Consider the following 22,721-nt stretch of genomic DNA (forward strand, 5'->3'; position numbering starts at 1 on the left):
GTCCTAGCGTTGTAAGGCTGAGGTACAATGCAAAGATATATTTAAAAAATGAGTAGCCGACAACCCATGATATCACCAGAGGTTAACACAAAATCCACCGATAAAAACTTAGAGGCAATGCGGCATTTTTCTGAGCAATATGCCAAGCGCACCGGAACTTACTTCTGTGCAGAACCCTCTGTTACCGCAGTAGTGATCGAAGGACTTGCCAAGCACAAAGATGAACTTGGCGCTCCTTTATGTCCCTGTCGTCACTACGAAGATAAAGAAGCTGAGGTGAACGCTACTTTTTGGAACTGTCCCTGTGTGCCAATGCGTGAGCGCAAAGAGTGTCATTGTATGCTATTCCTCACACCAGACAATGAATTTGCAGGTGATAAACAAGAAATTTCTTTAGAAACTATTAAACAAGTGCGCGATAGCATGTCATGAGCGAAGAAATACCCCAGCAGTTTTGGCAAGGTGTAGAGCAGTTCAATGCTGGGGAGTTCTATGCCTGTCATGATACTTTAGAGGCTTTGTGGATCGAAGCAACAGAGCCTGAAAAAACTTTTTATCAAGGAATTTTACAAATCGCTGTGGCGCTGTATCATTTAGGTAACGGTAACCTAAGAGGTGCAGCAATTTTGCTGGGAGAAGGACGCAATCGTCTACGCCGCTACCCATCTATATATAGTGGGATTGATGTAGATGAATTATTGAATCAAAGTGGGGTTTTGTTGGAGATAGTACAACAAAACGGAGTAAAACAGACTACTGCTTCTCATCTGGCTCAGCATGTAATTAAACTGGTAGCGAAACCTTATCGGTAGGAAAAGCGTCAGTGGTTGTAATTGATAGTAGAGACGTTTCGGCGCAACGTCTCTACTGTAAATCGCGCCAAAACGTCTTTCCGGAAGTCAGAAGGTAGAGATTTTCTGCGTTGTGAGTACCTGACGTAAAAAAGACTGCAAAATAAAAGCACATTAGCTAACAATTAAAATACAAGCAAAAATCATAAAGTTCAATTTGTTATGAAACCCCGTTATCAATTATCTCCATCCCATATAAGTCGCTTTGGATTAGCTGTAATCCCAGCGTTAGTTTGCAGTGCGATCGCAGTTCCTACCCAACTACAAAGTGCGATCGCTCAAGCACCCAAGGAAAATCGTCCACTGACAATCCGCTCTGATGTACAAGAATACGACTCGAAAACTCAAGTAGTGACAGCTCGTGGTAATGTCCAATTATCATATCCAGCACGCCAAATCCAAGCAACAGCAGCCCAAGCTCAATTCTTTAATAAAGAACGTCGCATTATTATGAGCGGTAACGTCTACATTTTGCAACAGGATGGCAGTAGTATTCGCGGAGAAACTGTTACTTATCTCATTGATGAAGGAAGATTTATTGCTCAACCCAAAGCTAATCGACAGGTAGAAACTACCTACATTGTTAATGACACACCCAATCAGGCTAAAGCACCAGCCCCAAAAACACCTGCATTAAAGCGTACTAATTAAATTTACTGGTACTGGGTATTATGGAAAAAATACTCAGCACTACTCTAGAACTTGGTTTAAGTTGTGAGAATTATCTTAGAGAATATTCACAAATCTTACGGTAAAAGAGTTGTTGTAAATCGGGTAAACCTCTCTGTCGCCCAAGGTGAAATTGTCGGTTTACTAGGTCCTAATGGAGCAGGAAAAACAACAACTTTTTACATCGCTACAGGTTTAGAAAAACCGGAGCGAGGGACTGTCTGGTTGGATAATATAGATATTACTAATCAGCCAATGCACAAAAGGGCGCGAATGGGTATTGGTTATCTAGCGCAGGAAGCAAGTGTTTTTCGCTCCCTAAGTGTGCGAGATAATATACTTCTAGTGCTTGAGCAAACTAATGTGCCACGTTGGTTATGGGGAAGGCGAATGGAAACTTTAATCCGGGAGTTCCGTTTGGAAAAAGTAGTTAACAGTAAAGGAATTCAACTTTCAGGAGGAGAAAGACGCCGAACAGAATTAGCCAGAGCCTTAGCAGCAGGAACAGAAGGACCACAATTTTTACTTTTAGACGAACCATTTGCCGGAGTTGATCCCATTGCAGTCTCAGAAATTCAGCAAATTGTGGCGCGATTGCGCGATCGCAACATGGGTATACTAATCACAGATCACAACGTCCGCGAAACCCTTGCCATTACAGATCGTGGCTATATAATGCGCGAAGGGCAAATCCTGGCTTCGGGTACTGCCGAAGAACTTTATAGTAACCCCTTAGTAAGGCAATACTACTTAGGTGACAACTTCCAAATGTGAAGTATCCACCATCAATTGCAATATGACATCAAAAAAGCTCAAGTCATCTTTTTACACACTTAATACACTGCTGCCTTTTTCGATCATGGATCGTTACCTAGCCAGCGAATTGCTACCACCGTTTTTATTTGGCGTTGGGGCTTTCTCTTCACTAGGTGTAACAGTTGATGCGATGTTTGACTTAGTACGGAAAATAGTAGAATCCGGACTACCGATTAGTATTGCCATTCACGTTTTTTTATTAAGGCTGCCAGAGTTTGTCGTTTTATCTTTCCCTATGTCCACATTACTGGCTACATTGATGACTTACAGTCGTCTTTCCAGCCAAAGTGAACTAGTCGCTTTACGTGGCTGTGGGGTAAGTGTCTATCGCATGGTACTACCAGCTGTAATGTTAAGTTTAGTGGTCACAGGATTGACATTTGCGTTTAATGAACAAATCGCACCAGCCGCAAAATATCAAGCAACTCAAATCTTGAATAAAGCATTAAAGTCTGACAAGCCAATTATCGCCAAACAGCAAAACATCTTCTATCCAGAATACCGTCAGGTTGAGCAGGATGGGAAAAAGTCTAAGATTCTAGCACGTCTATTCTACGCCGATGAGTTTGATGGAGAGCGGATGAAAGGGTTAACGATTATAGACCGTTCCCGTGAAGGCTTGAATCAAATCATCGTATCAGAATCAGGCGAATGGAATCCAGGACAAAATGTCTGGGATTTTTCTAACGGCACAATATATCTAGTTGCGCCCGATCGCTCTTACCGTAACATATTGCGCTTTGAACACCAACAATTGAAATTACCCCGTACACCATTAGATTTAGCACAGAAAAGTCGAGACTACGGTGAGATGAATATTGCCCAAGCCTTAGAACAACTGGAAGTTGAACGCCTGGGCGCAGATGAGAGAAAAATTCGTAAACTCGAAGTTCGGATTCAACAAAAAATCGCTATCCCATTTGTATGTGTAGCCTTTGGCTTAGTTGGAGCAGCAATGGGAACTATACCCCAGCGTACTGCCAGAGCAACCAGTTTTGGTATTAGTGTTATAGTTATTTTTACTTACTACATAGTATATTTTATTTCTGGAGCATTAGCAGAGGCAGGGATTTTTTCTCCCTTTATCGGAGCTTGGTTGGCAAACTTTTTAGGATTAGGAATCAGTATTTTCTTATTAATGCGGGTAGCAAAAAGATGAAAAAGAATGGGCTTTGGGCAATGGGCTTTGGGCAATGGGAACTGGTTAGAGAAGATTAATTATTTCTTACCTAGCCGGATACCCGATGCCCGATGCCCCATTCCTGCTAATCTTCAATCAAAATTCGACATTCAGGTGCATCTGGGTTTGCTATACAGTATTCCTCAAAGGAAGTTTTGGCAGGCTCCATATGCTCAGCTTTTTGATGAGCTGCTTGTGCCTGAAGCTCTTCCACTTCATCCCAAGCATCTGCACATTCACTAGAAACAGCCCCATTAATAGCACAAGTGCTACGTGCCTCCTCAATCGCTTTTTGAATTTTCTGCTCAAACACATGCACAATTGGACTTTCGACAAAGTTGCTTTTGGTGAGAATATCCGTCACCGAAATGATGCCCAACAGCTTGCCTTGAATTACAGGCGCTCTACGGATACCAGTATTAGCAAATAACCGTGCTACATATTCCACGCTTAACTCAGGATTTACAATAATGCAAGGCTTGCTCATAATTTCGTAAACACGCACTTGCTTAGGATCTTTTCCGTAAGCTGTTACCTTGTAAATAACATCTGTTTCTGTAACAATGCCATAAGCATCATTGTCATAGGCACGATCCACAATCAAAGCTCGCAGACCTTTTTCTTTCATCAGCCTCACTGCAGTAGCAACAGTCGCTGAACTGCGAATTGTCACTACCTCTGTAGTCATGATGTCTTCAGCTTTCATTGCTAACATCTCCTTTTTAATGGAGTGGAATTCTTGCCCATCCACCACCATAAATTAGAACAGATGTCAAATTCAAATTATATCTAAACAAACATTTTGAGGCTTGAACTGAAGTTCAAGGCTTAAAGCTCAAGTCAGCTGAAGCTGACTGAAAGAGTTACGCAGTTAGCTTCAGCTAACTTAAGCTTTTAGCCAAGAAATAAATTTCTTGGGCGTCTTTACGAAGTGTACACCAATTGATAAGTTACTAATTTAACCTTAATTTAACAGTAAGTTTAAGTACTTTAGCTAGTATTTAACAGAACATAGCGATTTCTCAAATTTTGCCATGAAGAAATCGCTGTGCTATTTTTACTTAAGCATTTCAATGAATTTGCTGCGGTATTTTTGGAGACGCGCTCCTCAGTAATATAACCAAGCCTCAGAATTAACAACTATGTGGAATTCTTTCGATGTATCAGGGTATAACGGACTTAACTTTAATTCCGTGGAACTCGCACTACTAGACTTAAGTGCATCAGAAACTACTTACGGACTCGCAACCTCACATCAGTCATTCTCAAACTATAGTCTTCCTTCAATCGAAGCTATTAATACTGGTATCTTTACAGTTGGCGAAACTGGAGAGGTAAGCTTTAACTATTTGTTTGATGGAGGTGGATATGAAGGCGAGTTAGCAATCTTTAGTTTATTAGGAATGGAGCAGTACGGCATAGGCTCAACCATCTTTATTCAAGAAGCAGCGCTGCGTGCGTCACAAAACTCTCCTGATTGGGGCTATGTTGTGATTTCTGACAGTACCGAAGGAGCAAAATTCTTTGGCAGTATAGAGTACGAAGATGATGTTAACAACGGACTTTATTTAGGTAATAAAACCTTTAACCTGCATCCAGGAAGCCAATTTGGCATCATGCTTGTTCCTAATGGTAAAGTTAAAGATGCTTTGCTCAATCCGGATATAAACGGAGAAGGGCGTCCACTGTTCTCAATTCCCAAGGCAAATCTTAATAACACAATTCAATTTGCTCAAGTAACTAAACTCAATGCTGATGGACAGCAGCAAGTCAATGGTAACACTTTTAGCTTTGAGGATATACAAATTAATAGAAATTCAGATCGTGACTACAATGATCTAGTCTTTCAATTAAGTGGTGTAACGGGAGAAGCGCCATCTTTGCAGAGAGTTATTAATCCGAAAAGAGACTGGCGTAACTCAAATCTTGGACAAGAAATCATCCAATCAATGGTAGATCCGCTCGATTTTGCTGGTAACACAATTGATTTAGGGCGTAAAGTTAACTTATCCTCATCTGGCAAAATTTATCAAGGCTGGGTGGGTAGTATTGACACAGATGACTACTACTGTTTTAGTCTAGGGACGAGTAATCACTTCAGTTTGTTAATGGATGGCACGAGTGCTGATGCAGATATTCAGTTATTAGATATTCATGGCAACATTCTTCATCTATCGACTGGCACAATTGCAAAATCAATTGATACAACTTTAGATGCAGGGGCTTATCGTCTTCGAGTTATGCCGGGTGAGAATGTCGGCACTATGTATAATATCACACTTTCGAGTACACCCCTAATTGACGATATCACAACTACTGGTTCGGACTCTCCAACATACTTTGAGACAAATCTTTCCACTTCATTGATTAGAGTAAATGATTTTCGCAGTGGTAATCCTAGCCTTGGTAGCGATGCACGTTTTGCAGGAATAAATGGTAGTGGTTGGCATAATGTGGTTTTGGATACTGGTATTAATTTAAGTCATCCCTTCTTTGGCTCAGATAGTAATGGAGATGGTATAAGCGATCGCATCGTCTACAGTTTCGATTTTGCTGATAACGATACAGATGCAACGGATGTTAGTGGGCATGGCACAAACGTCACCAGCATTATTGCTTCCCAAGACGGAACTTACACAGGTATTGCACCTGCAGCTAATATCATCAACCTCAAGGTTTTTTCTAATAGTGGAAATGGCAGTTTTGGTGCTACGGAACAAGCCTTGCAATGGGTAATTAACAACGCCGCAACATACAAAATCGCTAGTGTGAATTTGTCGATAGGTGATGGCAATAACTGGAATACAGCCGCACCACGTTACGGAATTGGTGATGAGTTGCAAAGGCTAGCAGATTTAGGTATTATAGTCGTCGCTGCCTCAGGTAACTCATTTGCTGGATATAGTAGCGCTCAAGGTGTACAATATCCTTCAGCAGATCCCAACTCACTTTCTATTGGTGCTGTTTGGGATGCAAATAATGGCGGAGCCTTTAGCTGGGCTAGTGGTGCAATAGATTTTACTACCAACTCTAACAGAATTGTCAGTTTTTCTCAACGCTCTGAAGCATTGACAACTGCATTTGCTCCTGGTGCGCAAATCACTGGCGCGGGACTTAGTAGTAATAGTACAAGTTCTGACTTTACAACTACAAGATCTGGCACTAGTCAAGCTGCACCACATGTAGCAGGTATGGCTATATTAGCTCAGCAATTAGCAGAACAAACTTTGGGGCGGCGACTAACTCCAGGAGAATTCCGCAACTTGTTAAGGTCAACAGGTGTTACTATCAACGACGGTGATGATGAAAACGACAATGTAACAAACACAGGGCTGAACTTTCCAAGAGTTGATATGCTGTCTTTAGGACAGGCAATTCTGAATTCCTAATCAACAACTCTAACAACAAATGAGGAGTATTAATATGGGTTCAAGAAAAGCGATCGCACTATTTCTCTCCCTTGGCTTAGCTGCAACCGTCAGCGCATGTGGTAACTCCGAAGGTGGTGAAGGCGGCGAAGGCGGCGAAGGCGGTACAAAGACTCCATCCACGCAAACTCAATCACCCGCACCAGCAAAAACACCTTAGATTAGACATAGCAGTGAAAAATAATGTAGAGACGTTCCATGGAACGTCTCTACAAGGATTCTGGATGATGATTCTTTGTATTGATCATGTTCTCACCCCTACTGAATTAGAGTCGATTATTTCCCAATTGAATAATGCTGAATTTATCGACGGCAAGGAAACAGCAGGATGGCACGCTCAGCAAGTAAAAAATAACACGCAATATATAGCCTCCCAAGAAATAAGTTCTATCGTTACACAAGCACTTAAACGTAATAGATTATTTCAAGCAGCAGTAAGACCAAAAACTATCCTTCCTGTAATATTTAGTCGCTATGAACCAGGTATGTATTATGGCGATCACACTGATAATGCATTGATGGGGCATGAAATTCTCACTCGTTCTGATGTATCATTAACCCTATTTCTTAGTCACCCTTCAAGTTACATAGGTGGAGAATTAGTAATTGATACTTCTTTGGGTGAACAAGCTTTTAAACTAGAAGCAGGCTCAATGATTGTTTATCCTTCTTCAACTTTACATCGAGTTGAAACAGTTAAAGAAGGTATTAGACTTGTGGCTATTACTTGGATACAAAGTATTATCCGTGACACCGCAGAAAGAGAGATTTTGTTTGATTTAGATACCGTTCGGCAAGTGATATTTGAGAAGTACGGTAAATCACCAGAGTTTGATTTGATTTGTAAAACTCATGCTAATCTGTTGCGGAAATGGGCAGATGTATAATCAGAAATATTTGATTCTATTTATTAGTAGTAGCCATTTAATCAATTGCATGGCTATTAGCCAAAATCCATAACTGACTAAGAAGTGCAATGAGCTTTAATTTTCGTCAAATTCATCGCAAGATAGCACCAATACTTTTCTTGCCATTATTTGCCAGTGCTTTAACTGGAATATTTTACCGTATAGGAAGAAGTTGGTTTGGCATCCCGAATCAATTAGCGGATTTTGCCATGATGATTCATCTAGGAGGATACCTCGGACCTCTTGTACCTGTTTATGTACTTTTAATCGGTTTAGGACTGTTAGGGTTGATTGTCACAGGTTTAAGTATGACAAATTTATTTGGCGAGCGCTCCTCAAAAGCAGCAAAAGTGGGCGTAGACGCTTTGCGGCTTGCCGTAAGGCATCGCAAACTTCACAGCATCCTCGCACCCATTTTCTTTTTACCGTTAGCAGTTAGTGCTGTGACGGGGATAATTTTCCTATTGGGAAAAGATTTTTTTGGCATGTCTGGCGAAGTAGCTGGAATTTTTTTACAAATTCACCAAGGTACATATTTAGGACCTATTCTTCGACCGTTTTATGTACTTTTAATTGGTTTAGGATTGATAGGATTGTTGGTAACGGGCATTAATATGACAAGTATATTCCGCAAACGTCGTGTTTGAAAAAAACTGATTTACTTTACCATTCTCAAACCTTTACCAGTAACGCTACCCTTTTTTACCGCGTAACTGTTGTATTCCTTTTCTCTACCCAAAATCTTTGCTAATGTGCGCAAATTGAGTCGCTTAAGTAATTCAATAGTTATTGGTCGCTTATCACTCCAAAAAATCATAGATGCTAAAAACTCTTGAGCTGGTTGTGAATTTAGCATAGCGGCAAGAAAAGATGCCTCAGATTTAGAATCGCATGATAAAAAGTAAACCGTATCGTCAAAAACAACAGGATGCCCGTTAATTGGACTAACTTCTACAAAATTAAGAGTTTTGTAAAAACCCGATATAGCCACTTTCCAAGGTGCAAAAGTATATTCTCCCACACCAAATACAGAAAATTCTGGACGATTCCGATAAATCGAACTACTACGTTTTGATAAATACTCTCGATAACTCTGAAGATAGCTCCATATTTTAGGAGCATCAAACTCTAAGTGTGTTGTATCTTCACCAACATACCGTTGCGTAACAATAACATATTTTCTACAAGTTGATGTACGACCATTTCCAACATCTGAACTTTTCAACAGCGGAAATACCCAATCTTGCTCAAGAGAATAAACATTACCATATCCGTTGCGGAATTTATCGCCTTCTCGTTCAAGTTCCATCACATTAGAAGAGTCATGCTTTAAGCCAGAGCGCCAGGTATAAACTGAGTCAGTCCCACGTAAATGTAACCAATGCTCATAATCTATGACATTGGCAACGAGTGTATTATCGTGATAACCAATAATTTGAGATGGTTTTTGAGCAGATAAATTATCGAAAATTTCGCAATCTTTTGCTAACTCTCCATCTCCAATTAACAAAACAAACAAACAAGCATCTACAGAAGCATTAAAATATTTTGTAGTATCTATTTTATAGATTTGAACCCGGTTAACTCTATGCTTATACTGCCAAACATGAATAATAATTTTTCTAGCAACAGAAGTTTTGCATAACATTGCAATTATGCCAGAACGTTCTTGCAGCCACTCTAAATGTTGAAGTAACATCCATTCGGAAATATCAAAATTACTTTTCCCCGTTAAAGCATCATATCCACGCTTGCCTTGAAAATTAGATTTTTGCGGTAAATTAGAACTTTTTAATAAGCCTAAATCGGAACTTGTCACCCAAGGAGGGTTGCCAATAATCAGTAATGGGTCATCTAATTTATTAATAATTGCTGACCAATTTAAATCAAAAAAATCACCGTTAATAATCTCTATTGGTACATTACACTTTTCTAGTGCTATCCTTTCTTTCAAGTAGACCAGATGCTCTGTATTAATATCATATCCAACAAATTTACTGGCTTTTGAGAATATTTTACAAGCAGCCAACAAAAATGCTCCACGACCACAAGTAGGTTCTAAAACGGAATTTGGTGTTACACCAAGCTTATGAACAACATTCGTTACTTCCAACGCTAAAGTTGTTGGTGTCTGAAAATCCCCAAATTCCCATACTTTTTTAGCTTTGTGCTGCTCATCCCGCAGCGTCCTTAAACAGTAACAAGCCATACTCTTCTCCAGTAGGTTGAAAGCCTAGCCCTCGATAAACTGCTTGGGCTGCTTTGTTGTTTACAGAAGTAAACAGAATGGCGCGGTTCACTCCCTGAGACTGTGCATCTAACAATGAGCCTGCCAATACGCATCTGGCATAACCTTGTCCACGCAAAGCAGGCGGTGTCCACACTCCACCAATTTGTACGATATCAGGTAAGCGAGCATTGAAGGCAGAGTAGGAAACTAAAGTTCCTTCTGCTACCAGCACATGGTGCATAGCGTTAGCTTGACGCGCTTCTACCGTTGAACGGCAGGCTACTGACAAGCTGGGAGTGTCTGTTGCTCCCAAAGTTTCTATGTTGTAAGCAGCGCACCACGAGGTAAGTAAGTCTAACTCATCTGCTGTTGGTAGTCGGCACTCAACTTCTTTTAATAAGAGTGCTTCTGGAATACGAAGATCTTTTAATGCTAAAGAAAACAATACTTCAGGTTCGTTGATTTGTGTAGGTCGGTTGGCAACTCCCAACACTTCTGTTGCTGCCTTTACTTGTGAAAATGGTCCAATAATTCCTGCGATCGCACGACTAGATGCTACAACTGCTTGCACTACCTCTTGAAGATATACAGGTGCTTGAACTATTACTATTCCGTTCCAATAATGAGCGGCAACGGCGGTGATAATTTTATCTTCAATCGCAGCCACATAAGTGCCTTGAAACTGCGCGCCCTGGTAAACTAGTCCCACTGCTTGCAGATTCGAGCGCAAGAACATTGAAGTATCAGCATGTTGAGAGAGGAAAGTCTCTAGCGCCTCTTCATCACCAAGTTGCAGAGTCCTTATGGTTGGCACAAACAACTCCCAAGGAAAATAGTTTGATCAAAAATTATTAGGATATGTTTATAACCAATATAAATGTAGATTGCTAAAGCTGCGGGACACCTAACTATGAAAACACTGTTTTTAGCTTGGCAAGATCCAAATAGTCGCTGTTGGTTTCCCGTCGGTAGGTTAACTTTTGATGGGAAGAAATATCAATTTGTGTATACTCATGGTGCTGTAGAAGCTAGAGATAAGTGTGGATTTCCACTAGTATATTCATTTCCCGAACTGCACAAAGTATATACATCGGATGAACTGTTTCCCTTATTCTCTAACAGAGTTATGCGGCGATCGCGCCCTGATTATCGTAATTATCTTGAGTTGCTAAATATTTCGATGCACGAGGATGATCCAATTGCCATTCTTTCTCGTAGTGGTGGGCGTAAGGTAACAGATCATTTTGAAGTGTTTCCTTGCCCAGAACCAGATGAAAATGGCTTTTACCACATCCATTTTTTTGCGCATGGACTGCGACATCTTCCGCTTTGTGCAGCAGAACGAATTAACCAACTTCAAAGCGGCGAACTTTTATATCTAGCCCATGAATTTCAAAATCCCTATGACCCTAATGCTCTGCTCTTATGCACTATGGATCATTATATTGTAGGTTATTGTCCCCGCTATATTTTAAATGATACTTTTAAACTTAAAAACGAAAACCCAAAATTTTTAAAAGTACACGTTGAGCGCGTCAACTCAGTACCAGCACCGCTCCAGTTACGATTATTATGCAATTTGACCGGGCAATGGCATGAGGATTTTCGCCCATTTTCTAGCCATGAGTATCAGCCAATTGTGACCGATACTCCAGCTATCAGCATCTTATAGTGAATGGGATGCAAGGAAAGCTTCGACTTCAGCGGCTGTGGGTTGAGAAGCGATCGCACCAGGTTTTAAAGTCGTCAACGCTCCAGCAGCACTAGCGTAAGTGACAATTTCTTTTGCTGTCTGTGGATTACTCAAATTATTGATACCTTGTTGACAAATTTGGTGAACAAACCCAGCGACAAAGCTATCCCCAGCCCCAGTGGTATCAACCACGGGAACGGAAAAAGCAGGTAACTTACCTTCATTTTCACCCAAACAGTAAGAGCAGCCGTTCTCCCCATCTGTTACTAGCACTCCCTCTACAGAGTTAAGACGGTAGTTGATTGCTCCTGCATCGCTGGTATCAAAAAGCCATTCAGCTTCTTCTTTGGCAAGTTTAACAAAATCGACTTGCTTAAATAGTTCCCGAATTTTTTGTTGAGCGATATCAGGGCTTGTCCAAAACACAGGTCGCCAGTTAACATCAAGTAAAATCTTGATGTCATATTGCTCTGCGAGCTTCAAGGCGTAGTGAATTGCACGCTCACTTTCTGGATAAGCTGCTTCTAATGTACCTAAAACTAAAAAATCTGCCGTTTGAAATAGGGATTGTGGCAATAAATCAGTCTTAAGGTGAGTATCGGCGAATTCGGAGGTATCGTGTTTGCCAAAGCCGGCAAAATTGCGATCGCCTTTAAGGTCGCGCACAACGTAAACTTGTCGTGTTGGCGCTGTGGGATGGCGTTGCACTCCTGTGATATCCACACCTACTTCATCTAAGAGTTTTACCAGCGTATTTCCTGGCTCATCTTCACCCACAGCGCCGATAAATCCGGATTGTGTCCCCAGCTTTACTAAAGCACAGGCGACATTAGCTGGTGCTCCCCCTGGGTAGGGAGTCCAAGATTCTACCTCTGGGAGACTTTTTCCCAATTGATCGGCTAATAAATCAAATAAAACTTCGCCCAAGCACAAAACACGGGGATTGCTCATCTGAACTGAGATTTTCGATTTTGGTTAGGAACTTGCCGTTTAAAATCTACAATATTTCCGCGACCGAGTCGGCGATCGTTCATACAACTCAACGAACCTAACCCAGACCAACCATATTTAAAAAGAAAATCTTCACAATAGTATCACTGCTAACAGTTAAAACACCTACTCACAAAAGAATCTTCTAGAATGAAAAAGAGCAATTAAGTAGATATACTATGGAGGATTAAATAGCTCATGGCTGGTGGCGAGTCTCTGACCCCCGTTAGTCTATCAGACAGAGAACTGCAAATTATCGATTTAGTGGCCGCTGGCTTAACTAACCAAGAAATTGCAGCCAAACTGGAAATTAGTAAGCGTACAGTTGATAACCACATCAGCAATATTCTCACTAAAACCGGCACTGATAACCGAGTAGCTCTTGTCCGCTGGGCTTTGCAGTGGGGAAAAGTTTGCTTGAATGATGTAAATTGCTGTCCTCTTCCTCTGCCTGAACACAACGGTTAAATAAGTTACTAATTTATGAAATCTGCCAATTTTGGTAGGTCCGATGATTATTCTCCTCCTCACGCCTAACTTTGACGAGGACTTCTCCAAATTAAGCAGAGTAAAACAAGGACTGTTTCCCCAAAAGCAGTTCAAGTTGCAGTGATAGTACACAGAAGCTTTTTTATTGCAGCTTCTTCTAGAGTAAGATTTGGTGGCGGTGAAAACACCTTTAGAAAGATTGTGCCTTTAATTAAGCTGGGTTTGTTGCTGCAATCAACAAAAATTAGCAATACTTTATGGGATAGAGCGTTACATTTGTAAGAAATCTATATTGCTCGATCCGATTAGGGAGCAGTGTTGCTATGTATACCTCTGCTGCTGCCAAAGGAAGCTCGTCTTCCTTTGACTTCTTAAATTTCGATTTAACAGTACCTTCACCTACACAAGATGCTGATTTACTCAAACAGCTATCGTTTATTCCTGGGCTGAAGGAAATTCTCATGCTGCGCCAAGTTCATGCTCTAGAACATGCCGTAGTTTGGGTGTTGAGTGAATTAAACAATTACCATGCTCCCACATCAACCTCATCTAATTTTCAAGTTGATAACGAACTATTAGGGGGTTTATCTACAGATCAAGGATTCTACCTGTATGGTGAGGTGAATATCAGTGATTTGCGTCGTGCCGTGTCAATTGCCCTACATCGCCTTACTAGTGGAGAATGGAATTTAGCGGTGCATCCCCGTTGCGGCACAAATTTATCCGTAGCAATGCTGTTAACAGCAGGATTAGCTGTAGGTGTGCATCTTTTACTACCTAGAGGACCAATCGAGCAATTGGTAGGATTGGGAATAGCCACGACAACAGCGGCTGAACTTGCACCAGATATTGGTGCTTTGGTACAAAAATACCTTACAACCGCCATTCCCTTCAACTTAGCCATTGAAAATATTACTTTAACTCGTGACCTTTGGGGACGCCAGGGGCATTTTATTAAAGTATGCTGGCGGGAGTGAAGAAGAAACATCATGCGAAAACTTTATTTTTTACTTCCTGGGACAGATGGCAAATTTGCCTGTGGAGGTCTTTGGGCAGAATTAAAAACGTTTCATCTTGCCCAGCAAATTTGTACTGCTGAGGTGGTAACTTACCGTCAACGGGAAACAGGCAAGGTGTTTCTCGATGATTTGCTTCAAGACAAAGACTTAGATGACATCATTTTTGTGATTAGCTGGGGATTTGATGTAGCTCTGCTAGTCACTAAGTTAAAGCAATACAATGTTGTTTACCATGCCCACAGTGCCGGATACCGATTCAACCTTCCGCCGAGTATTCCAATTATTACTGTAAGTCGAAATACAATGGGATATTGGGGACAAAAATCTCCAAACTCGCTCATTTATTATTTGCCTAATCAAATTAGTAACGAATTTCAAAATTTAGGGATTGAAAGGGATATTGATGTTTTAGTTCAGAGTCGAAAATCTTCTGAATATTTAATTCAAAACTTAATTCCAGCATTACAAAAATGTTGTAACGTAATGCTAGTTAACTCTTATGTAAAGGATTTACCTGGTTTATTTAATCAGTCAAAAATTTACCTCTATGACTCTGCAGAATATTGGGCGCAACAGCGTGTAAGTGAAGGATTTGGTTTACAACCAATGGAAGCTCTTGCATGTGGATGTCAAGTTTTTTCTAGCATCAATGGCGGACTTTCTGATTACTTAGACCCTGGATTTAATTGCTATAAAATTGCTGGATATTCCCAAGAATATGATACTCAACGTATATTACAAGTCTTAAAAAATTGGACTTCACCTAATTTATCGGAACAGTTTTTTAGTGAATATCGTGCTGAGAATATTACTAAGCGTTTTCAAGTTATATTGGATGAGTTGAACAACTTTTTTGACCACAAAAAACAACACCCATCAAATATTCCCAGCTTGACGAGAATACGTGCTGCAAAATTACTCACAAACAGAATATTAACTAAGCTAAGTAAGAAATATTTTAGTGGTTTATGATTGAGTTTCTATGGTTTTAGACCAAAATTTTGCTGATTTGCTTAGGGCTTCATCTCACCGATTATTCTCCCTCATGGAAAGATTTAACGAGGCACGAGTACTGATAATTGGTGATTTGACTTTGGACGAGTTTCTCACAGGAAGTGTGGAGAGAGTTTCTCGTGAAGCACCAGTGTTGATTCTCCGTCACGAAACCACTAAGCAAGTACCAGGAGGTGGAGCAAATGCGGTGTATAACTTTGCTCGGTTGGGAGCGCAGGTTTTGGCGGTGGGGCTTTTAGGTAAAGATGAACAGGGAAAAGCACTACGTAATTTATTGGAGGTGGCGGGAATTAATACTGATGGTGTTTTTCTTGATCCCCATCGTCCGACAGTCACGAAAACACGAATTTCAGGGCATTCTCGTCAATCGGTGACTCAGCAAATAGTTCGGGTGGACAGAAAGTCTGATGAATTGCCAGATTTGGATTTACAATTACAGTTGGCTCAGTATATAAAGGAGCAAGCTAGTTCAGTAGATGCTGTGATCTGCTCTGATTATGGTGATGGAACTTTGACTCAAAGAGTGATTTCGGCGGCTTTGTCTGCTTCGCGGACAATTGTTGATGCTCAAAAACATTTGGAGCGTTATTCTGGAGCTATGTTGTTTACTCCCAATCTGCCGGAAGCTGAGTTGGCTGTGGGTTATAGTATTACTGATGACCAGAGTTTGACTCGGGCAGCAAGCGATTTATTTCGTTTGACGCAGGCTAGGTATGTTTTGATTACTCGTGGTGAACAGGGGATGAGTCTGTTTGATTGTGATGGGGGTGAATTTCATATCCCGGCTTTTAATCGGACTGAGGTGTTTGATGTTACGGGTGCAGGTGATACTGTGGTGGCGGGTTTGACTTTGGGTTTGGCTGCTGGGGCTTCTGTTTGGGAAGGGGCTGTTTTGGGTAATTTGGCGGCTAGTATTGTGGTGCGTCAGTTTGGTACGACGACGACGACGGTGCAGGAGATGCGGGCAGCGTTGTCTGCTTTGTTGGATGATTTGGATTATTGAACCGCGAAGGCGCTAAGAGCGCGAAGGAAACAGATGAGTCGTAGGTTGTTGGTGACTGGTGGTGCTGGTTTTATTGGTGCGAATTTTGTTCATCACTGGTGTGGGGTTTTTCCTGAGGATCGGGTGGTGGTTTTGGATGCGCTTACTTATGCGGGTAATCGTAAGAATTTGGCTTGTTTGGAGGGGCAGGAGAATTTTCGCTTTGTTCAGGGGAATATTTGCGATCGCTCTTTGGTTGATGAGTTGTTGGCGGTGGAGGGGATTGATACGGTTGCCCATTTTGCGGCTGAGTCTCATGTTGATCGTTCGATTTTGGGCCCTGGTGCTTTTGTTCAAACTAATGTGGTGGGAACTTTTACTTTGTTGGAGGCTTTTCGTCAACGTTGGTTGGTGTGTGATAAGTCGGATGGTTTCCGTTTTTTACATGTTTCTACTGATGAGGTTTATGGTAGTTTGGGACTGGATGACCCTCCTTTTCGGGAGACTACGCCTTATGCTCCTAATAGTCCTTATTCGGCGTCTAAGGCTGGTAGTGATCATTTAGTTCGTGCTTATTTTCATACTTACGGTTTACCAACTATTATTACGAATTGTTCTAATAATTATGGTCCTTTTCAGTTTCCGGAAAAGTTAATTCCTTTGATGTGTATTAATTGTTTGATGGGTAAGCCTTTACCTGTTTATGGTGATGGTAGGAATGTTAGGGATTGGCTGTTTGTTGGCGATCATTGTCGTGCTTTAGATGTGGTGATTAATTCTGGTCAGCCGGGGGAAACTTACAATATTGGTGGTAATAATGAGGTGGAAAATATCCAGTTGGTGCAGATGTTATGTGAGCTGATGGATGAATTAGCACCCAACTCTGCTGTGCATCCGGCAAAAAGTTTGATTAGTTTTGTTAAGGATCGCCCTGGGCATGACAGAAGATACGCTATTGATGCGACTAAGATTAAAACTCAACTTGGCTGGACTCCAACTGTGGCGATCGCTCAAGGTTTACGTTTAACTGTTGAATGGTATCTGACTCACATCGATTGGTGGCAACCTCTTTTATCGCCAGATTACCAAGCTTATTATCGTAAAGTTTATGCCTAGTAGAGACGCAAAATTTCGCGTCTCTACTTCATTGTGTGAAATTTCGCGCTACATCATCTACTAAGACTGAGCTATTCCTACTGGACAAGCAACATTTGTTCCACCTAAACCACAGTAACCATTGGGGTTTTTAGCTAGGTATTGCTGATGGTAGTCTTCTGCGTAGTAGAACTCAGGCGCTTTGAGAATTTCGGTAGTAATCTTACCATGACCAGCCGCAGTTAAAGCTTGTTGATAAGCTTTTAATGATTCTTCTGCCTGCTTTCTTTGCTCTTCGGAATATACGTAAATTCCTGAACGGTACTGAGTACCAACGTCATTACCTTGACGCATTCCTTGGGTGGGGTTGTGGTTTTCCCAAAATACTTTGAGCAGTTGTGAATAACTAATTACTTTTGGGTCAAAAACAACGTAAACTACTTCATTATGTCCGGTTTGTCCACTACAAACCTCTTTGTAGTTAGGATTAGGCGTTATTCCAGCTGCGTAACCAACGGCAGTGGTATAAACTCCTTCTAACTGCCAAAATTTGCGTTCTGCACCCCAAAAGCATCCCATCCCAAACATTGCTGTCTCCATTCCTTCTGGAAATGGAGGTTTGAGGGGATTACCATTAACATAGTGGCGTTCAGGTACTCGCATAGGTTCTGCCCTTCCTGGCAAAGCTTCTTGTGCAGTCGGCAGAGTTAGTTTTTTACCAAATCCGAATAAAACCATGATTCTGATAAATATCTTTACATTACTTACTATTGTAAAGATGTTTGGCAATTCTTGTGGTACGGAGAGCAGCACCGTGCTTTGGTTCCCAAAGTTGAGGTGACTGCGGAGCATCCTGCCCGTTCTTGATTAAAGGAGACGAAATATCCACACCCAATCCAACACGGTAGAGACTTTACATGTAAAGTCTCTACTGTGAAATTGTTGCTAAAACTACTTTGATTAAAACTACTAAAACAGCACCAAAAAGAAACCCCAGCAAAGGAATCCGGAATTTTTCCCAAGTAATCATGATTTTTTGATATTTCCTTCTTGCTCAAGTAAAAACCAGTAAAATAACCCTAAAAGGAAGATTCCGATCATGCCAAACGAGTAAGAAGCTGTACCGCCATGCCAATCATCAAAAGCAGCTTTGTTGGATACTGACATAGCTGCCAACATGGCAATTCTCACTCCATTAACTATAAATCCGATGGCGATCGCGACAATTGGTACGAAAATTTGCTTACGCCAATGTACGGGAAACATCACTAGCGCAATCACCGCAATTCCCAAAACGTAGGTGATGGTATCAATGCCAGAGCAACCGTAAACTACTCTCACGCCTCCTGTAGGAAGATTAATATTTGTCCCCACAACAGACACAGAGAAGCCGCTCAAAGACAAGAGAAATCCACCAAATTTAGCACTCAATGGCGAAAGATCAAATAGGAATGCTGCAATAACACCGGGTACGCCTAAGAAAAAAAGTATGATCAATTCTTGCCAATACTGCTTTAATCCTTTAAAACCAGAAGCTAGTAAGGCAACACCAATAGCCGAAGTTAAGGATAACAGGCGAAGTGCATGACCTGCACTCAGATTAATACTCTCCCATAGCACCCAACTAATTAGTACAACACCAACCAAGCTGGAAAAAAAATCACTTTCAAAGCTTAAACTATGGCGTTTTTCCCATAATAAAGTGCTGGTGGCTAGTAAAAACAGAATACTCATCCCTAAATGACCCATGTCATCTGCCCGCCAAACTAAAGTAATACACATTGTCTCTAAGGCGATGGCGATCGCTAATAGCCAGTAGCGAGGGTCTTTCCAAGATAGGAGTTGAGTTAGTTGGAACTCTTTCATTGAAACACAATCTATGATCTTGAGTAAAGTACGCTACAGCAAAAGCCGTAACGTACTATATCTTCAGCTTCGGTGCGCTATAGCTTTTGCTTAACGCACCATTTTTTGTAGTGAGATTTGAGCATCTGCTACTTCTAACAGATAGAACATTCCAAAATTACTTAAACCTCATTTTTGGAAGCCTGCATTTGCTTACGCTTCTTCATAAAGCGTGCACCAAAACCAGCGGCAGTCAAAGTACCTAAGATAGTCATAGGTTCGGGAATTTCTGGGTTAGGCGCACCTGGGTTAACTGCAACTGGTGGGTTAACCATTGGAGGGTTAACTGCTGGTGGGTTAACCATTGGAGGGTTAACTGCTGGTGGGTTAACTACTGGGGAAACAGTTGGAGCTGGGCTAATTACCACAGGGGGAAGAGTGGGAACTGGGCTGGGGCTAGCGCTAGGACCTGGTGTAATAATAACGGCTCCAGCACCGCCTACTGGTAAATTATTTTCAGGACCTGCGTTGAAGGCTGGTCCTCCTGCTGGAGGTCTTTGTCCAAAAGGAGGTGCGCCCAAGCCAGGTTGTGTAACTTGTTGTGCCTGCGCTTGGCTTACCAAAGATGAGAGGGTTGCGGTTGCTGCTACTGTGAATGCACAGATTACTAAATTCTTAAGAATAGATGACTTAGTCATCACTATTTGACTCCTCAAAAATTATACGTTCAGAAAAAACTATGTGTTGATCGCTTTCGTTCGCGTAGAATTTTCAGATTTAGCGCAGCAATATATTGAGTAATTCTGTAGTAGATGAGCAATTACTACTAGAAGTACCTATCAGTACGACCAATTTGAAAATTCACACAATTTGTATAGCAGGCGAGAGCTTGCCGTTGGTTATGAACTTGTTACTGTACAAAAAAACGGTAAGTCAATTGGTAAAGCACCAGAAAATTTCTCTTGAAGAATCACGAAAAAGACGAATTTTTTGCCAGCCTGCTGCTGTGGTAGATGATGTAAAACCTGGAATGCTGGAGTACCAAATGCTTTTCATCTGCTTGAGCTTTGTGTACTCCCTATTAAAGTCACAATGATATAGATCATTGTGTACGTGTTCTCCTTGCTACAGCCATCTTACATTAGTAAATCGATTGACGAATATAAAGTTTTGGCAAATACGTTAAAAAACACACAAAGTTTAGGTAAAGTAATGATGCTACAAAGACTTAAACTACGGCAGTAGGAGAAACCACAGGCACGCAAGCGTTGACTAAAGGTAACAATGGACCTTGTTGCTCTTGCCCATTCACAGCTAAATCACTATGACACAAATAAATTGTTTGTGATACACGAGAAAGCAAATCAGCCAAAATTCTTTGCAATCTTTGTTCTTCTGCCTGTTTTTCATCCTCCGCTGTCCAAGGTTCTCCATAGCGATCGCGCAGAAAAAACGGCGCACCGAATAAAGTAGCCGCACCACCTTTTGCCCACAAAGGTGAACCAGCATCTAGCCAAAAATGCCAACGATGAGATCGTCTACTAGAGCGGTATTGGAAAATAGTTGCCAAGGTAACAGCTTTTGCTCTTTGTCCAATGGGACGAACAGGGTAAGGATTGGCAGTAATAGTACCACGTTGCAGCAGTTGTATAAATTCGGCAATTGTATTATGAGGTACAACCCCCCCACTGTGGGGGGTTTGTTTTAACCTGGTATCAATTTCCCAGTAGTGTTGGGCAGTTTCTAGTAACTCCCGCAGAGCAGCTAATTGATCGTAAGGGAGATTACTCCCATTCCATAAAAAGCGCTGAATAGTTCTGTCAATTAGAGAAATAGGACTAGGTATCAAACGCATCTCCTGCTGAGTTCGTTGTTTCTCCAACCACTCTAAAATTTCTCCATAAGCTGTAGTAGCTCCATAACCCAATCTATCCCACCGATCAAAAGCCGTTACTTTGAGTAAGTTGGGATGATCTGGGTGTGGGACAAAGCAGTAATCTGCTATTAATCCAGCACGTACTGGATCTATGTGGGATTTGGGGATGATATTTTCTCCCTCGTTGTCGAGACGCCCCACCGGGGCTTCTCTACCTTCTATTCCCCCACTCAAAACAACTAACATTTCTGCCACTGCATCTCGATTTACCAAACGTCCTAAACCTGGGTAGACAAGTGCTAGTGTGGTGAGTAATCCGCGAATGAGGGGTGAACTAACTAGGGGACGTTGATCGTTGAGAGATTCTACGGGAATATTTTGCTTGGAGAGGATTTCTATCAGGGTGTAACGAGCGATCGCATCTAAACCTGGAGCAATTATCGCTATTTCATCTGGCTGCACTTGATGATTTTTAATTGCGTCAACAATTAGCTCTGCTGATTGTCGTAAAAGTAGAGCGCGAGAAGTAGTTTGAATTGATTGTACATTGGAAGGTAAACCAGACAAAACGATTTGTTCTGTCAATAGTTCCTCCATTGGTTGAATTAAACTATTTGCCAAACTAAAAATGGCAGGCTGAGTCAGGGTTTCGCACCGACAACGCGACGCTAACACGGATAGGTAACCGGGGTCGGCGCCTAGTCCCAAGCGTACTGTACCATCTAAATTGTAGCTAAAAGCCCCTACAGCACCGTTATCTAACAGCAGATCAAATAAGTGACGTGCTACAGCCGGGTAATCTTGCACATCATCTGCTAGCACAGCTTGATAACGTTTAGTTAACTGCTGTTGGTAATTTGGTTCTAACAACAAATGTTGGTGATAAAGTTCAGTAACAATACCGTAAGTAAGTAATCCTCTTTCTAAGCACCAATTGCGCCACTCTAGTAGTAACGAAGCTAAAAATTCAGGATCTAGATTAGTAGCATCTGGCGTCAAAGCTTTTGCTAAAACATCGCCAATTTCCTCACTTGGTGTACCGCTATAGGCTGCTAGTTGTAGTAAGTCTAGAATGCGGCGCACTAAGCGGTACTCTGTCATGCCTACACGCTGTAATAGTTCTTCGTCTAAGCGATCGCGCCATAGCTTAGTTGCTAATTCCTGCTCAGTTTCTGGACGTAATCTTACCGGAAATTGTGCTTTTAACTGTAATACCTGAATTAGTACAGGCCAAAATAAAATTACTTCATCCTGAAAAAAACCTAAAGGAGTTTTACAGCGTACTGGATATTTTCCTTGCGTTGCTGTAACAATTTTATCAGCTAAATCTCGTCGATTTTCTTCATTAGCCGCTAAAATTAACGCTTTTACTTCTATGTGGTGACTATAAAGATAGTTTCTCACATTTTCACTATTTTTTCTTCTACCATTTTTGTTATACAATAGTTCATTTGCGGAAGTTTCACATCCTATCCATCTACACAACTGATTTACTAACACAGATGTTTTACCACTACGGCTAGGACCGATTAACCAAAGTGAATCAGAAACCACAGACTATCTCCTCGTGGATTTGTGATTATACCTTGTACGTTAACGTATATTTAAGAGAAACTAAATTAATAATGCTAAATGA

Annotated in this window: 24 protein-coding genes; 15 read left to right on the plus strand and 9 right to left on the minus strand. The window is 41.3% G+C overall.

Features of this window, described 5'->3' with window-relative positions:
• Positions 1-66 precede the first annotated feature (66 nt).
• The 5 genes from ICL16_RS13825 (at position 67) to ICL16_RS13845 (ending at position 3,495) form a co-directional block, all read left to right on the plus strand.
• Positions 67-432: a ferredoxin thioredoxin reductase catalytic beta subunit gene (locus ICL16_RS13825; protein ID WP_190828627.1), complete on the plus strand. Its 366-nt coding sequence runs from the start codon at positions 67-69 to the stop codon at positions 430-432.
• On the plus strand, positions 429-812 hold the full coding sequence (locus ICL16_RS13830; protein ID WP_190828512.1) for a DUF309 domain-containing protein: 384 nt from the start codon (positions 429-431) through the stop codon (positions 810-812). Before ICL16_RS13825 ends, ICL16_RS13830 begins: the two co-directional genes overlap by 4 nt.
• A 201-nt stretch (positions 813-1,013) precedes the next feature.
• The gene (locus ICL16_RS13835; protein ID WP_190828514.1) at positions 1,014-1,502 is read left to right on the plus strand and encodes an LptA/OstA family protein; all 489 of its coding nucleotides are present in this window, start codon (positions 1,014-1,016) and stop codon (positions 1,500-1,502) included.
• Positions 1,503-1,565: 63 nt separating this feature from the next.
• Entirely contained in the window at positions 1,566-2,294 is a 729-nt protein-coding gene (lptB, locus tag ICL16_RS13840; protein WP_190828516.1) for an LPS export ABC transporter ATP-binding protein, read from the plus strand.
• 85 nt (positions 2,295-2,379) lie between these two features.
• Positions 2,380-3,495 (plus strand): LptF/LptG family permease, encoded by a 1,116-nt coding sequence (locus ICL16_RS13845; RefSeq protein WP_190828628.1) that lies wholly within the window; start codon positions 2,380-2,382, stop codon positions 3,493-3,495.
• A gap of 106 nt (positions 3,496-3,601) precedes the next feature.
• Here the strand turns inward: ICL16_RS13845 and ICL16_RS13850 are convergent, their stop codons facing one another.
• A complete protein-coding gene (locus ICL16_RS13850; protein ID WP_190828522.1) occupies positions 3,602-4,222 on the minus strand; it encodes a CP12 domain-containing protein in 621 nt (206 codons plus the stop codon).
• Positions 4,223-4,658: 436 nt separating this feature from the next.
• Between ICL16_RS13850 and ICL16_RS13855 the strand changes: the two genes are divergently transcribed.
• The 4 genes from ICL16_RS13855 (at position 4,659) to ICL16_RS45640 (ending at position 8,499) form a co-directional block, all read left to right on the plus strand.
• The gene (locus ICL16_RS13855; protein WP_190828524.1) at positions 4,659-6,905 is read left to right on the plus strand and encodes a S8 family serine peptidase; all 2,247 of its coding nucleotides are present in this window, start codon (positions 4,659-4,661) and stop codon (positions 6,903-6,905) included.
• 34 nt (positions 6,906-6,939) lie between these two features.
• Complete coding sequence (locus ICL16_RS13860; RefSeq protein ID WP_190828527.1) at positions 6,940-7,104, plus strand: hypothetical protein; 165 nt, start codon at positions 6,940-6,942, stop codon at positions 7,102-7,104.
• A gap of 13 nt (positions 7,105-7,117) precedes the next feature.
• A complete protein-coding gene (locus tag ICL16_RS13865) occupies positions 7,118-7,831 on the plus strand; it encodes a Fe2+-dependent dioxygenase (RefSeq protein WP_337907002.1) in 714 nt (237 codons plus the stop codon).
• Positions 7,832-7,920: 89 nt separating this feature from the next.
• Positions 7,921-8,499: a PepSY domain-containing protein gene (locus tag ICL16_RS45640; RefSeq protein ID WP_190828529.1), complete on the plus strand. Its 579-nt coding sequence runs from the start codon at positions 7,921-7,923 to the stop codon at positions 8,497-8,499.
• An 11-nt stretch (positions 8,500-8,510) separates the two neighbouring features.
• Here the strand turns inward: ICL16_RS45640 and ICL16_RS13875 are convergent, their stop codons facing one another.
• Together ICL16_RS13875 and ICL16_RS13880 are read right to left on the minus strand one after the other, a co-directional pair.
• On the minus strand, positions 8,511-10,061 hold the full coding sequence (locus tag ICL16_RS13875; protein ID WP_190828531.1) for an N-6 DNA methylase: 1,551 nt from the start codon (positions 10,059-10,061) through the stop codon (positions 8,511-8,513).
• Positions 10,027-10,896 carry a GNAT family N-acetyltransferase gene (locus ICL16_RS13880; protein WP_190828533.1) on the minus strand — a complete coding sequence of 290 codons (870 nt, stop codon included), beginning with the start codon at positions 10,894-10,896 and terminating at the stop codon, positions 10,027-10,029. Before ICL16_RS13880 ends, ICL16_RS13875 begins: the two co-directional genes overlap by 35 nt.
• Positions 10,897-10,992: 96 nt before the next feature.
• On the opposite strand from ICL16_RS13880, the gene ICL16_RS13885 reads away from it, so the two are divergent.
• Complete coding sequence (locus tag ICL16_RS13885; RefSeq protein ID WP_190828535.1) at positions 10,993-11,754, plus strand: HIRAN domain-containing protein; 762 nt, start codon at positions 10,993-10,995, stop codon at positions 11,752-11,754.
• Here the strand turns inward: ICL16_RS13885 and ICL16_RS13890 are convergent.
• On the minus strand, positions 11,749-12,726 hold the full coding sequence (locus ICL16_RS13890; protein ID WP_190828538.1) for a carbohydrate kinase family protein: 978 nt from the start codon (positions 12,724-12,726) through the stop codon (positions 11,749-11,751). The two genes, ICL16_RS13885 and ICL16_RS13890, sit on opposite strands and share 6 nt — an antisense overlap.
• 237 nt (positions 12,727-12,963) lie before the next feature.
• Between ICL16_RS13890 and pedR the strand changes: the two genes are divergently transcribed.
• The 5 genes from pedR (at position 12,964) to rfbB (ending at position 17,385) form a co-directional block, all read left to right on the plus strand.
• Positions 12,964-13,233 carry a photosynthetic electron transport-dependent transcriptional regulator PedR gene (gene pedR, locus ICL16_RS13895; RefSeq protein ID WP_190828540.1) on the plus strand — a complete coding sequence of 90 codons (270 nt, stop codon included), beginning with the start codon at positions 12,964-12,966 and terminating at the stop codon, positions 13,231-13,233.
• A 344-nt stretch (positions 13,234-13,577) separates the two neighbouring features.
• Complete coding sequence (locus ICL16_RS13900; RefSeq protein ID WP_190828542.1) at positions 13,578-14,231, plus strand: DUF6391 domain-containing protein; 654 nt, start codon at positions 13,578-13,580, stop codon at positions 14,229-14,231.
• Positions 14,232-14,243: 12 nt separating this feature from the next.
• On the plus strand, positions 14,244-15,245 hold the full coding sequence (locus ICL16_RS13905; protein ID WP_190828544.1) for a glycosyltransferase: 1,002 nt from the start codon (positions 14,244-14,246) through the stop codon (positions 15,243-15,245).
• Positions 15,246-15,255: 10 nt separating this feature from the next.
• A complete protein-coding gene (locus tag ICL16_RS13910) occupies positions 15,256-16,290 on the plus strand; it encodes a bifunctional heptose 7-phosphate kinase/heptose 1-phosphate adenyltransferase (protein ID WP_190828546.1) in 1,035 nt (344 codons plus the stop codon).
• 33 nt (positions 16,291-16,323) lie between these two features.
• Positions 16,324-17,385: a dTDP-glucose 4,6-dehydratase gene (rfbB, locus tag ICL16_RS13915; RefSeq protein WP_190828548.1), complete on the plus strand. Its 1,062-nt coding sequence runs from the start codon at positions 16,324-16,326 to the stop codon at positions 17,383-17,385.
• Positions 17,386-17,445: 60 nt separating this feature from the next.
• On the opposite strand, the gene msrA is transcribed toward rfbB, so the two are convergent.
• The 5 genes from msrA to ICL16_RS13935 all read right to left on the minus strand — a co-directional run bounded on the left by msrA (position 17,446) and on the right by ICL16_RS13935 (position 22,639).
• The gene (gene msrA, locus ICL16_RS13920) at positions 17,446-18,102 is read right to left on the minus strand and encodes a peptide-methionine (S)-S-oxide reductase MsrA (protein WP_190828633.1); all 657 of its coding nucleotides are present in this window, start codon (positions 18,100-18,102) and stop codon (positions 17,446-17,448) included.
• A gap of 288 nt (positions 18,103-18,390) precedes the next feature.
• Positions 18,391-19,230: a cyanoexosortase A gene (gene crtA, locus ICL16_RS13925; RefSeq protein WP_190828549.1), complete on the minus strand. Its 840-nt coding sequence runs from the start codon at positions 19,228-19,230 to the stop codon at positions 18,391-18,393.
• Between the two features lie 161 nt (positions 19,231-19,391).
• Entirely contained in the window at positions 19,392-19,907 is a 516-nt protein-coding gene (locus ICL16_RS13930; RefSeq protein ID WP_190828551.1) for a PEP-CTERM sorting domain-containing protein, read from the minus strand.
• A gap of 235 nt (positions 19,908-20,142) precedes the next feature.
• A complete protein-coding gene (locus ICL16_RS46800; RefSeq protein WP_273038692.1) occupies positions 20,143-20,265 on the minus strand; it encodes a hypothetical protein in 123 nt (40 codons plus the stop codon).
• 172 nt (positions 20,266-20,437) lie between these two features.
• Positions 20,438-22,639, minus strand: a complete 2,202-nt coding sequence (locus ICL16_RS13935) for a DEAD/DEAH box helicase (protein WP_190828553.1) — start codon at positions 22,637-22,639, stop codon at positions 20,438-20,440.
• Between the last annotated feature and the right edge of the window lie 82 nt (positions 22,640-22,721).

The sequence above is a fragment of the Iningainema tapete BLCC-T55 genome (assembly GCF_014698965.1).
Taxonomy (GTDB): Bacteria; Cyanobacteriota; Cyanobacteriia; order Cyanobacteriales; family Nostocaceae; genus Iningainema; species Iningainema tapete.

Excerpts from the sequence above, each read along its gene's own strand:
- ICL16_RS13825 (WP_190828627.1), top strand. The coding sequence starts at position 67 with ATGATATCACCAGAGGTTAACACAAAATCCACCGATAAAAACTTAGAG.
- ICL16_RS13830 (WP_190828512.1), top strand. The coding sequence starts at position 429 with ATGAGCGAAGAAATACCCCAGCAGTTTTGGCAAGGTGTAGAGCAGTTC.
- ICL16_RS13835 (WP_190828514.1), top strand. The coding sequence starts at position 1,014 with ATGAAACCCCGTTATCAATTATCTCCATCCCATATAAGTCGCTTTGGA.
- ICL16_RS13845 (WP_190828628.1), top strand. The coding sequence starts at position 2,380 with ATGGATCGTTACCTAGCCAGCGAATTGCTACCACCGTTTTTATTTGGC.
- ICL16_RS13850 (WP_190828522.1), bottom strand. The coding sequence starts at position 4,222 with ATGAAAGCTGAAGACATCATGACTACAGAGGTAGTGACAATTCGCAGT.
- ICL16_RS13855 (WP_190828524.1), top strand. The coding sequence starts at position 4,659 with ATGTGGAATTCTTTCGATGTATCAGGGTATAACGGACTTAACTTTAAT.
- ICL16_RS13860 (WP_190828527.1), top strand. The coding sequence starts at position 6,940 with ATGGGTTCAAGAAAAGCGATCGCACTATTTCTCTCCCTTGGCTTAGCT.
- ICL16_RS45640 (WP_190828529.1), top strand. The coding sequence starts at position 7,921 with ATGAGCTTTAATTTTCGTCAAATTCATCGCAAGATAGCACCAATACTT.
- ICL16_RS13875 (WP_190828531.1), bottom strand. The coding sequence starts at position 10,061 with ATGGCTTGTTACTGTTTAAGGACGCTGCGGGATGAGCAGCACAAAGCT.
- ICL16_RS13885 (WP_190828535.1), top strand. The coding sequence starts at position 10,993 with ATGAAAACACTGTTTTTAGCTTGGCAAGATCCAAATAGTCGCTGTTGG.
- ICL16_RS13890 (WP_190828538.1), bottom strand. The coding sequence starts at position 12,726 with ATGAGCAATCCCCGTGTTTTGTGCTTGGGCGAAGTTTTATTTGATTTA.
- pedR (WP_190828540.1), top strand. The coding sequence starts at position 12,964 with ATGGCTGGTGGCGAGTCTCTGACCCCCGTTAGTCTATCAGACAGAGAA.
- ICL16_RS13900 (WP_190828542.1), top strand. The coding sequence starts at position 13,578 with ATGTATACCTCTGCTGCTGCCAAAGGAAGCTCGTCTTCCTTTGACTTC.
- ICL16_RS13905 (WP_190828544.1), top strand. The coding sequence starts at position 14,244 with ATGCGAAAACTTTATTTTTTACTTCCTGGGACAGATGGCAAATTTGCC.
- ICL16_RS13910 (WP_190828546.1), top strand. The coding sequence starts at position 15,256 with ATGGTTTTAGACCAAAATTTTGCTGATTTGCTTAGGGCTTCATCTCAC.
- rfbB (WP_190828548.1), top strand. The coding sequence starts at position 16,324 with ATGAGTCGTAGGTTGTTGGTGACTGGTGGTGCTGGTTTTATTGGTGCG.
- msrA (WP_190828633.1), bottom strand. The coding sequence starts at position 18,102 with ATGGTTTTATTCGGATTTGGTAAAAAACTAACTCTGCCGACTGCACAA.
- crtA (WP_190828549.1), bottom strand. The coding sequence starts at position 19,230 with ATGAAAGAGTTCCAACTAACTCAACTCCTATCTTGGAAAGACCCTCGC.
- ICL16_RS13930 (WP_190828551.1), bottom strand. The coding sequence starts at position 19,907 with ATGACTAAGTCATCTATTCTTAAGAATTTAGTAATCTGTGCATTCACA.
- ICL16_RS46800 (WP_273038692.1), bottom strand. The coding sequence starts at position 20,265 with ATGAAAAGCATTTGGTACTCCAGCATTCCAGGTTTTACATCATCTACC.